12 protein-coding genes are annotated in these 13,719 nt (G+C 38.5%); 11 read left to right on the forward strand and 1 reads right to left on the reverse strand.

Features of this window, described 5'->3' with window-relative positions:
• Window positions 1-3: 3 nt before the first annotated feature.
• From LZF87_RS06465 to LZF87_RS06515, 11 genes are all read left to right on the forward strand, one after another.
• Complete coding sequence (locus LZF87_RS06465; RefSeq protein ID WP_244343169.1) at window positions 4-1,080, forward strand: acyltransferase family protein; 1,077 nt, start codon at window positions 4-6, stop codon at window positions 1,078-1,080.
• On the forward strand, window positions 1,068-2,216 hold the full coding sequence (locus LZF87_RS06470) for a hypothetical protein (protein WP_244343172.1): 1,149 nt from the start codon (window positions 1,068-1,070) through the stop codon (window positions 2,214-2,216). The genes LZF87_RS06465 and LZF87_RS06470 overlap by 13 nt, the downstream gene beginning before the upstream one ends.
• Window positions 2,213-3,310 carry a hypothetical protein gene (locus LZF87_RS06475; protein WP_244343175.1) on the forward strand — a complete coding sequence of 366 codons (1,098 nt, stop codon included), beginning with the start codon at window positions 2,213-2,215 and terminating at the stop codon, window positions 3,308-3,310. Before LZF87_RS06470 ends, LZF87_RS06475 begins: the two co-directional genes overlap by 4 nt.
• The gene (locus LZF87_RS06480) at window positions 3,307-4,455 is read left to right on the forward strand and encodes a glycosyltransferase family 4 protein (RefSeq protein ID WP_244343178.1); all 1,149 of its coding nucleotides are present in this window, start codon (window positions 3,307-3,309) and stop codon (window positions 4,453-4,455) included. Before LZF87_RS06475 ends, LZF87_RS06480 begins: the two co-directional genes overlap by 4 nt.
• Complete coding sequence (locus LZF87_RS06485; RefSeq protein ID WP_244343181.1) at window positions 4,448-5,050, forward strand: sugar transferase; 603 nt, start codon at window positions 4,448-4,450, stop codon at window positions 5,048-5,050. Before LZF87_RS06480 ends, LZF87_RS06485 begins: the two co-directional genes overlap by 8 nt.
• A 1-nt stretch (window position 5,051) precedes the next feature.
• Entirely contained in the window at window positions 5,052-5,657 is a 606-nt protein-coding gene (locus tag LZF87_RS06490; protein ID WP_244343184.1) for an acetyltransferase, read from the forward strand.
• 1 nt (window position 5,658) lies between these two features.
• On the forward strand, window positions 5,659-6,222 hold the full coding sequence (locus LZF87_RS06495) for a sugar transferase (protein ID WP_244343186.1): 564 nt from the start codon (window positions 5,659-5,661) through the stop codon (window positions 6,220-6,222).
• 83 nt (window positions 6,223-6,305) lie between these two features.
• Entirely contained in the window at window positions 6,306-7,448 is a 1,143-nt protein-coding gene (locus LZF87_RS06500) for a DegT/DnrJ/EryC1/StrS family aminotransferase (protein WP_244343188.1), read from the forward strand.
• A gap of 224 nt (window positions 7,449-7,672) precedes the next feature.
• Window positions 7,673-9,427 carry a polysaccharide biosynthesis protein gene (locus LZF87_RS06505; protein ID WP_244343190.1) on the forward strand — a complete coding sequence of 585 codons (1,755 nt, stop codon included), beginning with the start codon at window positions 7,673-7,675 and terminating at the stop codon, window positions 9,425-9,427.
• Window positions 9,428-9,569: 142 nt separating this feature from the next.
• The gene (locus LZF87_RS06510; protein WP_244343192.1) at window positions 9,570-10,301 is read left to right on the forward strand and encodes a polysaccharide biosynthesis/export family protein; all 732 of its coding nucleotides are present in this window, start codon (window positions 9,570-9,572) and stop codon (window positions 10,299-10,301) included.
• A gap of 4 nt (window positions 10,302-10,305) precedes the next feature.
• Window positions 10,306-12,699, forward strand: coding sequence for a GumC family protein (locus tag LZF87_RS06515; RefSeq protein ID WP_244343207.1), 2,394 nt, complete (start codon window positions 10,306-10,308; stop codon window positions 12,697-12,699).
• 176 nt (window positions 12,700-12,875) lie between these two features.
• On the opposite strand, the gene LZF87_RS06520 is transcribed toward LZF87_RS06515, so the two are convergent.
• Window positions 12,876-13,610 carry a tyrosine-protein phosphatase gene (locus LZF87_RS06520; protein WP_244343214.1) on the reverse strand — a complete coding sequence of 245 codons (735 nt, stop codon included), beginning with the start codon at window positions 13,608-13,610 and terminating at the stop codon, window positions 12,876-12,878.
• Window positions 13,611-13,719: the final 109 nt, after the last annotated feature.

Here is a 13,719-nt window from a genome sequence, read left to right on the forward strand (position 1 = left end):
TGAATGCCTACACAAACAAAAAAAGACAATAATTATCTAGATGTACTTCAGGTGTGCCGTGGTATTGCGGCCCTGTTGGTAGTACTCCATCATTCCGTGGGGTCTTTTCGCTATTATCACGGCATCGATCATCCGGTTTTAAATTTCGCCGGGGCCTTCGGGAAATTAGGAGTTGATTTTTTCTTTGTACTGTCGGGGTTTATCATTACCTATTCTGCTTCTTTTCGGTATAATCAGCCGGAGGCTTTTCAAAAGTATCTGAGAGGAAGGCTGCTTCGGATTTATATTCCATATTTGCCCATTGGAATTGCGATGGTATTGTTGTACCGCCTGTTTCCGGAATTTTCGAATTCCGGTAGGGATATCAGTCTTTTTACATCGTTAACGCTTATCCCTTACGGTAACCCGGCGCTTTCAGTAGCCTGGACTTTACTTTTTGAATTAGCTTTTTACCTTTTTTTTAGTATCACTTTTTTTTATCAAAAAATCTGGAATTCTTTTGTGGTGTTATGGGTTACGGCTATTTTGTTCGCTATTGCCGCGTTTGTTTCGGAGACCACTGCTCCGGCTTTTTTAAAGGTCTTTTTATCACCATATAATCTTGAGTTTATCCTGGGTTTTTTGTTGGCGAAGTTGGTGTTGGGAGATGTAAAGGTTCCTGTGGGCTTTATTTTTGGATTTGTACTTTTTGCATTTGGGTTGTTTTGTTATGTTTTTTACAGCAAGTGTTTTGGGGACAATTTTTCAATTAATTTTATTTTTTCTGTCTTTGTTTTTGGGCTGTTATATCTTCTTATTTCCCGGTTTAATTTTGCCTTGAGTAGGAAAAATCTTTTTATGCTTATCGGAAATGCGACCTATTCGGTGTATCTGATTCATAATCCGTTGCAAATGCTTGTGCTTCGGTTGTGGCCTAAAATTTCAAATGGATTTCAATTTGCATTAGCATTGATTTTTACGCTTTCCCTCTGCTGCTCCTTAGGATATCTTTACTTTGTGATTTTTGAAAAGCATGTGTCTCGAATTGTAAAATCAGTTATTGCTAACCGTAAAAAAAGGCAAAAGATTTGGACATCATAGCAGTATTGATTGTTATTACATTGGGATTAGGTTTTGTTTCCTACTTTAAAAAGGAATTGTCTGCCACGGAGCTGCAATGGCTGCGAAAGCTTTTGTTTTACCATTTGTTGTTCGGAGCGTATTATTGTTTTTTTGTTTCAGGTGATGCGGTAGGATATTGGAGAGTTGCCCAAAACATGACTTCCGACGATTTTAACAAGTTTATTGTGGGGGAGAAGGGGACTTATGTTTTATTCGCATTGAATTATTTCCCCGCAAAAATACTAGGTCTTTCCTATTTTTCGGGAACCATGATTTATTCTTTGTTGGGATTCATTGGGCTGACTTTTTTCTATGTTTTGGCCGTAAAAACAATTTCATACAATTCTAAATTTGGGAATTATACCTTGTTTCCTTTGGTTTTTTTTATGCCTAATCTTCATTTTTGGAGTTCGGCGGTAGGCAAGGATACCTTATTGTTTTTGTGCATCGGAATGTTTTCCTATGGGCTACTTAACATATCAAGGCGAATTTTTCTTATTGCGATAGCTTTGGTTCTTTCCTATATTGTCAGACCGCACATTACATTGTTCCTGTTGGTTTCCTTTGGTTTGTCTTACATAATGAGTTCGAAAGTGTCCGGTGCAAAAAGGATTGTTCTTTCCGTTATTTTAATCGGAATCGGTATCGCTATTTTGCCCTCGGTGATGGAATTTGCCAAAATTGAGGAAACTACTATGGAAAGTTTCGAACAGTTCTCTGAAAAAAAAGCCGATTTGCTGAGCCGTGCGAATTCCGGTTCCCGAATTGATATTTCTTCGTATCCCTTTCCTTTGAAGGTATTTACCTTTTTATACCGTCCTTTGTTTTTTGACATCAACGGAATTCCGGCAGCGATTGCCTCGGTGGAAAATTTATTACTTTTAATAATTTCTTTTTCCATTTTCAGAAACAAACCGGTTCAAACTTTTAAAGCAGCTCCGTTTGTGGTTAAAGGTCTAGTTATTTTTCTCATTATCGGTACATTGGCATTTTCACAGTCATTGGGGAATTTGGGAATCATGATCCGTATGCGAAATATGTTCTTGCCCGGCTTGTTATTATTTATCCTTTGGTCTTTCTCTTATAGGAAAGAACTCGAAATGAAGAAAAAATGACAGCGGGATGGAAACGTCTTAAAGAGAAAATTTTCCTGATTTTTTTATCGGGCTATCATCTTTTGTTTACTTTTTTAACTTTCGATTATTACTCAAAAAAAAGTGGTGATGCTGCTTTTTATTGGTTTCAGCTGGATTCGTCTGCTTCGAAATTGGTTTCCGGACTGAAGTATTATGGTTCTGATCTCATCCTGTTACTTAATTATCCTTTTACAAAAGGGCTTGGACTTGATATACGGTTTGGATTTTTGATATACAGCCTCATTGGGTTATTGGGGATCATTCAATTTTATAATCTCTGCAAATTTTTTATGCAGGGAAAATGGGTGTGTAAAGGGATTGATATTTATCTTTTGCTTCTTTTTTTACCCAATCTCCATTATTGGACTGCCATGCTGGGAAAGGAGGCTTTGTGTTTTCTTTTCATTTCGACAATCCTGTTGGAATTGGCTAAAAGGAATTACCGGTCAGCCGCAATGATAGTATCGGTTGTATTTCTGATTCTGATTCGTCCACATATCGCCTTGATGCTGCTTTTTAGTGTTTTCACAGTATATCTTTTTTTCGAAAAGGGAAGTCTGAGAATCAAACTGATGCTTTCCTGCGTTGCTATGGCTGTGTTTTCAGGATTGTTTTATATGTTTTTACAGCTATCAGAAATTAAAAGATTTGATGTTTCCCGTATACAGCGCTTTAATGAATTTTCACTGCTGTCCTTTAAAGATTCCGGGACTTATGTTCCGATTATTGAGTATTCCTATCCTTATAAAATTTTTACGTTCTATTTTCGCCCATTTATCAGTGAGGTTCCGACTTTCTATGGATTGGTTTTGGGAATAGAAAACCTGATCATGCTTTTGTTGCATATCGTAGCGTTGGTTTTGGTTGTCCGGTATTACAAAAAGCTAGGTTTTCCGTTTGTTTTTAAAATAATTCTTTGTTTCGCTTTAGTTTCTGGACTGTTGGTAGTCCAACGTTACTCCGGGTTTGGTATTTTTGCGAGGACAAAAATCATGATGCAGCCTTTTGTTTTATTAGTGTTGCTTTGGATAATAGCCGAAGTAAGAAATTTAACGATTGATAAAACCAAATGAAAAAATTAGTTCGTATTACTACCGTTCCGCTTTCTCTTGAAAAATTGCTTGAGAACCAGTTGGGGTATATGAAGAATCATTATGAAGTAACTGCTGTCTCTTCAGAGGAGGAACGTTTGAAAAACTTTGGTGAAAATCAGGGCGTTAGAACGTTTGAGGCGGGTTTAACACGAAAGATAACCCCGCTTCAAGATTTAAAGGCACTGTGGCAGCTTTATCGTTTTTTTAAAAAGGAACAGCCTTTTATAGTTCATTCACATACACCCAAAGCAGGGACAGTTGGTATGCTGGCTGCAAAACTGGCTGGTGTTCCCAATCGTTTGCATACAGTAGCCGGTTTGCCGCTTTTAGAAACCGACGGCAACAAAAGAAGATTGCTAAACCTTGTTGAAAAAATCACGTATGCTTCGGCAACTAAAGTCTACCCTAATTCTAACGGATTAAAAGAAATTATACTCGAGGAGAAATTCTGCAAACCCGGCAAATTACAAGTAATTGGAAAAGGGAGTTCCAACGGGATAGATACCGAATATTTTGCGCACCATGCAGTTTCCGAAGAACAAAAAGCGAAACTGATAGCGGAACTGGGAATCAAAAGTGATGACTTTGTATTTATTTTCGTAGGAAGAATTGTTGCCGACAAAGGCATCAATGAGTTGGTAAAGGCTTTTTTAAAATTACAGCATAAAAACTGCAAATTATTGCTTGTCGGTCCTTTTGAAAAAGAACTGGATCCTTTGCTTCCGGAAACAGAAAAAGCGATTGAAACAAACGAAAATATTATCACGGCTGGCTATCAGAATGATGTTAGGTCTTATTTTGCCATTAGTGATTGTCTGGTTTTTCCAAGTTATCGCGAAGGTTTTCCAAATGTTGTGATGCAGGCCGGTGCTATGGGGGTTCCGTCTATAGTAAGCGATATAAACGGCTGTAATGAAATTATTGCGGAAGGTGTAAATGGAATCATTATCCGTCCAAAATCAACCAACGCAATTTTTGAAGCGATGTTACGATTATTGGAAGATGTGCATTTGTATTCTCATTTGAAACAAAACGCACGAGAAATGATTGTTGATCGTTATCAACAGGCTTTGGTTTGGGAGGCTATTTTAAATGAATATAGAAGTCTGGAAAATAATGTATAAGAGTTTTTTTAAACGTTTTTCGGATGTTTTACTTTCTTTGATCGGCTTGATTTTGTTAAGTCCGGTCTTCGTATTGATCACGATCGGACTGTTTTTTGCCAATAACGGAAAACCTTTTTTTATTCAGAACCGCCCTGGTAAAAATGAAGTACTCTTCAAAATCATCAAGTTTAAAACGATGAACGATAAGAAAGACAAAGAGGGAAATCCTCTTGCTGATGCACAACGTCTTACAGCTATTGGTCGTTTTGTCCGTAAAACATCCGTCGATGAAATTCCGCAACTGATTAATGTGCTGTTGGGTGATATGAGCCTTATTGGTCCGCGGCCGCTGTTGCCGGAATATCTTCCTTTGTATGATGAATTCCAAAAGCAAAGACATACTGTTCGTCCCGGAATTACGGGGTGGGCGCAGGTAAACGGGAGAAATGCTATCGACTGGAATCAAAAATTTGAATATGATGTTTGGTATGTAAAACATTTAAGTTTAATATTGGATCTCAAAATTGTTTTCATGACCATTAAAAAAGTATTTGTTCGTGAGGGAATTAATGCGGATGAAGCAGTTACAATGGAAAAGTTTAAAGGAAATTAAGATGTATTTATACGGGGCGAGCGGGCACAGCAAAGTTATTATCGATATACTCAAAGCACATGCTATTGAAGTCAAGGCAGTCTTTGATGATGCGCCTTCGGTTGCCTCAATTTATGGTGTTCCTGTTGTGGTCCCTTCAGAGGGAGATTTCAAAACTCAGGATTCGGTAATCATTTCAATAGGAAATAATGCTGTCCGCAAAAAAATAGCAGAGCGTTTGGATATGATATTCCCGAGCGCTATTCATCCTACGGCCTTTGTTTCCGAAAAAACAGAAATCGGTCCGGGAACCGTAATAATGCCTAATGCGGTTGTGAATGCTTTTGCCAGCATAGGCAGCCATTGTATTATCAATTCAGGTGCGGTTATCGAGCATGACTGTGTTTTAGGGAATTTTGTTCATGTTTCTCCAAATGCCGCTTTGGCAGGAGGCGTTATTTTGGAAGAAGGGTGTCATGTCGGGATTGGTGCTTCAGTTGTTCAAGGGATACGCATCGGGAAATGGGCCACCATTGGAGCAGGCGCAGTTATTATCACTGATGTTCCTGATTATGCTGTGGTCGTGGGGAATCCCGGTAAAGTAAAGAAATACAATACTGCAATCTGATATGGCAAAACGCTTTTTCGATATTGTTTTCTCAATTACAGCCCTTGTTTTATTGGGCTGGATTATAGTTCTGAGTTGGATTCTGGCTGCTTTGGATACCAAAACTAATGGTTTTTTTCTTCAGAAAAGAGTAGGACAATTCGGAAAGCCTTTTACTATTATAAAACTTCGAACTATCCGAAGAGATAAAGCAGGAAGTACTTCGATTTCTAAAATTGGCGCTTTTTTGAGAAATTCCAAAATTGATGAATTACCTCAGTTTATAAATGTTTTAATGGGCGACATGAGTATCGTAGGGCCACGTCCGGATTTGCCGGGTTATTATGACTGTCTTGAAGGAGAAGACAGAAAAGTACTCGAATTGCGTCCGGGACTGACAAGTGAGGCCTCTTTAAAGTACTATAACGAAGAACAGCTTTTGGCAGTACAGGATAACCCCTTGAAATATAACGATGAAGTGATTTTTCCGGATAAAGTAAGCTTAAACCTTCAGTATTATTATGAACGTTCTTTTTTGGGAGACATAAGAATCATTTTTAAAACATTATTTTATAAATTAGGTTAATTTAACATTTGGAATGTGGTTTTTTTGAAAGTTTCATTACTTTTGTTTCAGGTTTTTCCCAGCCTAGATTAGCCCTTAAAATAATGAGCAAAGAGAAAATTTGGCTCTCGTCTCCTCACATGGGAGGCAGTGAGCAATCCTATATACAACAGGCTTTTGATACCAATTGGATAGCTCCGTTAGGGCCTAATGTTTTAGGTTTTGAATCGGATCTTGAAGGCTATTTGCAAAATAGAACTCCTGTTTTTGTTGGGGCTCTTAGCTCAGGTACAGCGGCCATTCATTTAGCACTAATTCTTTTAGGTGTTTCCTCAGGTGATGAAGTTATTTGTCAGAGTATGACTTTTTCAGCATCTGCCAATCCTATATTATATCAAGGGGCTTTGCCTGTGTTTGTTGACAGTGAGCCGGATACCTGGAATATGTGTCCAGAATCATTGGAAGAAGCTATTAAAGACAGGATAGCAAAAGGCAATAAGCCTAAAGCAATCATTGCAGTGCATTTATACGGAATGCCTTTTAAAGCAGATGAAATTACAGCTGTTTCGAAAAAATACGGAATTCCGCTTATTGAAGACAGTGCGGAAGCACTTGGAAGTTCTTACAAAGGAAAAAAATGCGGCACTTTTGGAGATATAGGCGTTTTATCGTTCAACGGAAATAAAATCATTACTACTTCTGGGGGTGGGGCCATTGTGGTTAAGTCAAAAGAACTTAAGGACCGCTCCATTTTTTATGCAACGCAATCGCGTGATAATGCGCCGCACTATCAGCACAGTGAGATAGGCTATAATTACAGAATGAGTAATATTTGTGCCGGTATCGGAAGAGGTCAGATGGAAGTTTTGGATAAACATGTATCACTGAGAAGAAAAGCCAATGCATTTTATTCCACTTATTTTTCGGCAATTGACGGAGTGAAAGTATTGGAAGAGCCTAATTCAGACTGGTTTTCTAACCATTGGCTTACCGGTATTGTGATTGATCCGGAGAAGACCGGGAAAACTTCGGAAGACCTGCGTCTTGCTTTTGAAAAAGAGAACATAGAGTGCCGTCCGTTATGGAAACCGATGCACCTGCAGCCGATTTTCGAAAAATACCCTTATTATGGAACCGATATTTCTGCTGATTTATTTAAAAACGGGTTATGCCTTCCTTCTGGTTCCAACTTAACCGACAATGATTATGCAAGACTGGAAGATGTTTTGAATGATTTCTTTTTCTAAAAAGTGAGTAGGATTTGAGGACGAGTAGTATAGTTAATATAAAAAGTGTTTTTTGGCAGGCTTTGAAAAAGGCCAGTTTTAGCTTTAATGTTAAAAACTTAAGCTATTTACCCCGATGGATTGTACTTTCCATTGATGTTTTAATGGTGCTGTTATCTGGTTTTTTAGGTCATTTACTGCTTAAGGGAATCGGCTTTGATTTTTTTGTAAATAAAAATGTGTGGATGATCTTATTTTTATACTTAAGCATCACCGTTTTTTTCTTTTGGGTATTCAGGACTTATTCAGGGATTATTCGTCATTCTTCCTTTATCGATGCGGTAAAATTGTTCATGGCACAGTCCTCAACTTTTTTGTTTTTATTGTTTCTCAATACTTTTTGGGATATTTTTAAGGAAGGGAAATTATTCTTAAATACCCGTCTTTTTATATCGGTTTTACTGTCGTTTTCATTTTTATTACTGTATCGCATAATTGTAAAAATTGCATTTGAAAATTATATCAGGGAAGTAAAAAACAATAAGATTTCCAAAGTACTTATTTATGGTACGGAAGCAAATGCCATTGCAGTTGCCAATGCGGTGCAAATGGAAAGTCCTGCCCGATTTAAAGTTGTGGGATTTATTGATAAAGCCAATAAAAATACCTCAAAGCGTATTTTAGATTTGTCGATTATTGAATTAAACAAACCTATCCCGGTATTGTTACGTTACAATGGTGCAGAGGGGCTTATTATAGCTGATGAAGAATTGACAAATGAAGAAAGGTTTGAAATCATTGACAGTTGCCTTGAATACAATCAGAAAGTATTTTCTATTCCGAAAATTACCGATTTTGAGGATAAAGAGAGCATCTTAAGAAAAATTAAAAACGTTCAGATAACCGATTTATTGGAACGCCAGCCTATTCAGCTTGATAATAATACTATTTCCAATCAGATTAAAGGGAAAACCGTTTTGATTACCGGAGCGGCCGGTTCGATCGGAAGTGAAATCGTGTGGCAGATTCATGCTTTTCAACCGGAAAAAATCATTTTGGTTGATCAGGCCGAAACGCCGCTTCATCATTTAAGTATTGAGATTGATAAACTAAAATCGGAGGTTTTGGTTCGTTCCATTATAGCCGATATCAGGGATTACAGTGTTATTGAATCTGTTTTTAAATCATACAAACCGGATTTTGTATACCATTCCGCGGCTTACAAACATGTTCCTTTAATGGAGGAAAATCCTGCCCAGGCTATATATACGAATGTTCAGGGGACAAAAAATCTTGCGGACCTTTCTGTAAAATATGAGGTTGACCGCTTTGTTATGGTTTCTACGGATAAAGCTGTAAACCCCAGTAATGTTATGGGAGCGAGCAAACGCATCGCCGAAAAATATGTACAGTCATTATCTTTGTCTTTGAACCGTTCAGGTGGCAGCACAACAAAATTCATCACAACGCGCTTTGGAAACGTATTGGGTTCCAATGGTTCGGTTGTGCCTTTATTTTCACAGCAAATTGCCAATGGCGGACCAATAACCATCACCCACCCTGAAATCATAAGGTATTTTATGACCATTCCTGAAGCCTGTCAATTGGTTCTGGAAGCCGGTGCAATGGGCAACGGAGGAGAGATATTTATTTTTGACATGGGTAAACCGGTTAAAATAATCGATTTAGCTACCAAAATGATTCGGTTGGCTGGACTTCGTCCCGAAAAAGATATTAAAATCCAGATTATTGGGTTGCGACCGGGCGAGAAGCTGTTTGAGGAGTTGTTAAATGACTCGAGTAAAACATTACCGACGCACAACGAAAAGATAATGATTGTAAAAGAGGTTACCGATGAGTTTGAAACCCTGAACAGCGAGATTAAAACGCTTTTGTCAATTACCTCTGATTTTGTGTCCCACGACATTGTGATGAAAATGAAAGAAATTGTTCCTGAATTTCTAAGCATGAATTCATCCTATGAAAAACTAGACAATTAAACGCTGTCTGTTTTTAAATGTTTCTAAATGAAAAAATTATATTTGCAGAAAATATTTTCAATACAGAATGAAAAATAAAGTAAAATTTTTTTTGGTATTTGCAATGCTGTGTGTTTTATGTTCCTGTGCCAGCCGAAAAAAAATGGTTTATTTGCAAACTCCGGATACTGAGAAAGAAAAAAATATGTCAGCCGAAGATAAAGATGAGAAAAAGGAAAAATCACTTTATGAGCCGATGATTCAAAATGATGACATGCTCCATATCATCGTCTCTGCTGAAAACCCTGAAGTAGCCGCTCCTTATAATTTAAAGACGGTCACGGTAAACAACGTTACCGGGAATAATAATTCCAATCAGAATCAATTAGAGGCCTATCTGGTAGATAAAAACGGAGAGATTGAGTTTCCGCAGCTGGGGAAAATAAAGTTGGCAGGGTTAACCCGATTGGAAGCGGTTGAGAAAATAAAAAAACAGTTGACGGATTATATTCAGAATCCCACGGTATATCTTAGTATTGTGAATTTTAAAGTTTCGGTTTTGGGGGAAGTTGCCAGACCGGGATCCCATACCATTTCTTCAGAGCGAATAACCCTTTTGGAAGCCTTAAGTCTTTCGGGAGATTTGACAATGTATGGGAAAAGGAATAATATTATGATTGTCAGGGAAAAAGACGGAGAAAAGGCGATTGCGACTGTGGATATCACTAAAGCCGATTTTATACATTCACCGTATTACTACCTTTCCCAAAATGATGTCATCTATGTGGAAGCCAATAGGGTTAAGATGGGATCATCGCTTGTTGGTCCCAGTGTTACTATAGGGCTTTCATTATTCTCAATAGCACTCGGAATTATTTTAATAGCTGTAAATTAAAATTATGCAGAACGATACTTCAACACAGCAGAATAATCCGTTTGACAATGGTTTTGATATAAAAAGTCAAATTGCGTACTATATCCGCAACTGGAAGTGGTTTGTGGTCAGTCTCTTTATGGTAATGGCTGCAGCTTTTCTTTATATGCGATATACGATTCCTCAATATAGTGCTACTACGTTGCTGATGATTAAGGACGATAAGAAAGGAGGCGTTGATTCTGAGCAAACCGCTTTTTCCGATCTTGCGGTTTTGTCGGGTGTAAAGAGTAATCTGGATAATGAGATAGAGGTGCTAAAGTCCCTTGCCATTGTTAAGTCTGCGGTTAAAGATTTGGGGCTCAACGTTACCTATGTTAATGAAGGAAGGGTGAAATCACAGGAGATTTATAAAAAGTCACCTGTAAATTTCATGTTTTCCAAGTTGAATCCAAAGTATGAAGACAAGACCATTGTTTACAGTCTGATGGGGGTCTCGTCTAGCCAATTCGTATTGTTTGACAGAGATGGTGTTAAAAAAGGAGTGTTTTATTATGGTGAAACGATGCAGTTGCCTGAGGGTGATGCGGTTGTTCTGACCGTTATCAATCCGAAGCAATATGTGGCGCATCCATATAAACTCTCCATGATTGCCCGACCTGTGGGCAGCGTAGCCGGAAGCTATAAGGGAAGGCTGAATATTAAGAAAGTAGGCGACCGAACCAGTATTGTCGAATTGTCGATAGTTGACCCAATTCCTCAAAGAGCGGAGGATTTTTTAAATACACTGATCAAAGTTTATAATGAAGATGTTGTGGCAGACAAAAATCGAGTTTTTGAAAATACCTCCCAATTTATCAATGAAAGGCTTAAGTTGATTGAAGGCGATTTGGGGGATGTGGAACGCGATGCAGAAACCTTCAAACGTACAAATCATGTAACGGATATTACTTCAGAAGCCAATCTGTTTCTGGCTAACGCCAGTGATTTTGAGCGAAAAGAAATCGAAACAGATACACAGCTTAAGATTGTTGCCACCATGGCTGATTATGTGAACAACGGCCGTAACAATGAATTGATTCCTGTCAATATTTTAACTTCCGATGTTAATGCATCGGGATTAATCGATCAGTATAACCAAATGATTCTGGAGCGCAACCGCCTCCTTAAAAATGCAGGTCCGAAAAATGCAGTGGTAAAAACGCTTGATGGAAAAATCGAATCGCTAAAACAGAACATCCATTCTAGTCTTGCGCGCTTAAGAACTTCTTTGGAAATAAAGAAGAAGGATCTTGCTTATCAGAACGCGCTGTTTAACGGGAAAATTTCCAGAATTCCAACCTTAGAAAGAGAATCGAAAGTATTGGGGCGTCAACAACAAATAAAAGAGTCTCTATATCTTTATTTGCTGCAAAAAAGGGAGGAAACTGCTATTTCATTAGCCGTTACGGCACCTAATGCAAAGGTTATCGATCCGGCCTTATCCTCAAAATCCCCTATTTCCCCAGTGAAAGGCTCTATCTATCTTGCCGCTTTCGCCGTTGCCTTGTTTTTGCCTTTCGGGGTCTTGTACCTGCTTAACATGCTGGACAACAAAGTTAAAGTAAGACAGGATGTGGAAAACAAGTTGTCCATACCTTACTTAGGAGATATACCAACATCGGATTCCAGTGAAGAAATCATCAATGCCAGTAATCGTTCCGGGACTGCTGAAGCGATCCGTATTGTAAACACAAATCTTGAGTTTATGCTCAATCATGTTCCTGATGAAAGGGCTAAAACGGTATTTGTAACCTCGACAGTTCCGAAAGAAGGGAAAACGTTTTTATCTGTAAATCTTGCCAGTACCGTTGCACTTTCAGGTAAAAAAGTACTGCTTATCGGAATGGATATCAGAAATCCTAAGATTGATGGCTATCTGGATCTGCCAAAAGAAGGGGTGACCAACTATCTGTCAACTAAAGATTGTGATTTACTTTCATTGATCCATAAAATTCCTGATTTCAATCAGTTGTACGTATTGCCATCGGGTGTAATTCCCCCGAATCCGGCCGAACTTTTGATGAGTCGGAAAGTCGATGAGATGTTTGCGATATTGAAAGAGGAATTCGATTACATAGTAGTGGATACGTCGCCGGTGCATTTGGTGACCGATACTCTGTTGACGGCACATCACGCTGATTCGTTTGTTTACGTAGTTCGTGCCAATTATTTGGATAAAGACCTTTTGCGTGTTCCTTATCAGCTGCATACTGAAAAGAAAATGCCTAATATCGGAATCGTCCTTAATGATACCGAGGTGAAAAAAGGGTACGGATATGGTTATGGTACTTACGGTTACGGCTACGGGTACGGACCGGAAGAAGAAAAGGTACCGCTGCACAAGCAGTTGCTGAACAAAATAAAAGCGACTGTCTAAAAAATATTTTATTCCTGAGGTTTTCTCAAAAGACTGTCATTCCGACGAAAGGAGGACTTGAGAGCTTGCTCGACTGGCGAAGCAATCTTATAATTTTAACACTTTGGTTGTGAGATTTCTCCTTTCGTCGAAATGACAAGATGGACGTTTCGTGGCACTTTTGAGACAGTAGTTGTTTATCTGAAAAAACTATTGTTTTTCATGGCTTCAATCAGCGGAGCCGTATCTTTTATTTTTACTTTTTTTGAAAAGAAGTCGATGTGGTTTTTATGGTGGACGTCCGATCCCGTAAAGTCTATCATGCCTTTTTTAAGGAGTTTTTTGGCAACGTCTGCCACTTCAGGTCCGTAATATCCAACGGTAGACAGTAAATTCAACTGAAAATAACAACCTGCTTTTTTCAGTTTTTCGTATTCCGAGAAGTTGGAATGGTAGTAACTGTATCTTTCCGGATGTGCCAAGACAGGAGTGTATCCGGCCAGCTGTAACTGAAATAGTGTATTGTACAGCTGAAATGGAGGGGCCATATAGGACAGTTCTACTAGCACGTAATTGTCTTTTAGGGTGAGCAGTTCTTTCGCTTCAAATAGTTTGGTGAAATTCTCGTTTATCATGTATTCCGAAGCCGCGCTCAGCGATAATTTCTCCGTTAACGATGGAGAAAGTGACTTTACTTCAAGAAGTTTTTTCTGGATACTATTCCTGGTATTGTCCCAAATGTGCTCATTGATGTGAGGAGTGGTAATGCACTTTTCGAAACCCATATCCAAAAGCGACTGCATTAAGAAATTAGAGTCTTCTATCGTTTTGGCGCCGTCGTCTATTCCGAATAAGATATGCGAATGAATGTCCACATAACCGTCGGGGATGAGGTCTTTTAAAACAGGTTTTGACTTTAACAATGATAACATGCCGCAAAGGTAGGGATTTTTGGGTTTTGATTGCTTTTTGTGGTATGGTTTGAGGCAGAAATTATTGGGAAAAGAGGGAAGGGAAAAGGGAAAGGGGAAAAGATGAGGG

Origin of the sequence: Flavobacterium enshiense (assembly GCF_022836875.1) — a bacterium.
Taxonomy (GTDB): domain Bacteria; phylum Bacteroidota; class Bacteroidia; order Flavobacteriales; family Flavobacteriaceae; genus Flavobacterium; species Flavobacterium enshiense_A.

Bases quoted from the DNA above. Each gene is read 5' to 3' on its own strand.
- LZF87_RS06495 (WP_244343186.1), top strand. From the start codon at position 5,659: ATGGCAAAACGCTTTTTCGATATTGTTTTCTCAATTACAGCCCTTGTT.
- LZF87_RS06510 (WP_244343192.1), top strand. From the start codon at position 9,570: ATGGTTTATTTGCAAACTCCGGATACTGAGAAAGAAAAAAATATGTCA.
- LZF87_RS06465 (WP_244343169.1), top strand. From the start codon at position 4: ATGCCTACACAAACAAAAAAAGACAATAATTATCTAGATGTACTTCAG.
- LZF87_RS06505 (WP_244343190.1), top strand. From the start codon at position 7,673: ATGATCTTATTTTTATACTTAAGCATCACCGTTTTTTTCTTTTGGGTA.
- LZF87_RS06520 (WP_244343214.1), bottom strand. From the start codon at position 13,610: ATGTTATCATTGTTAAAGTCAAAACCTGTTTTAAAAGACCTCATCCCC.
- LZF87_RS06475 (WP_244343175.1), top strand. From the start codon at position 2,213: ATGACAGCGGGATGGAAACGTCTTAAAGAGAAAATTTTCCTGATTTTT.
- LZF87_RS06485 (WP_244343181.1), top strand. From the start codon at position 4,448: ATGTATAAGAGTTTTTTTAAACGTTTTTCGGATGTTTTACTTTCTTTG.
- LZF87_RS06490 (WP_244343184.1), top strand. From the start codon at position 5,052: ATGTATTTATACGGGGCGAGCGGGCACAGCAAAGTTATTATCGATATA.
- LZF87_RS06515 (WP_244343207.1), top strand. From the start codon at position 10,306: ATGCAGAACGATACTTCAACACAGCAGAATAATCCGTTTGACAATGGT.
- LZF87_RS06500 (WP_244343188.1), top strand. From the start codon at position 6,306: ATGAGCAAAGAGAAAATTTGGCTCTCGTCTCCTCACATGGGAGGCAGT.
- LZF87_RS06480 (WP_244343178.1), top strand. From the start codon at position 3,307: ATGAAAAAATTAGTTCGTATTACTACCGTTCCGCTTTCTCTTGAAAAA.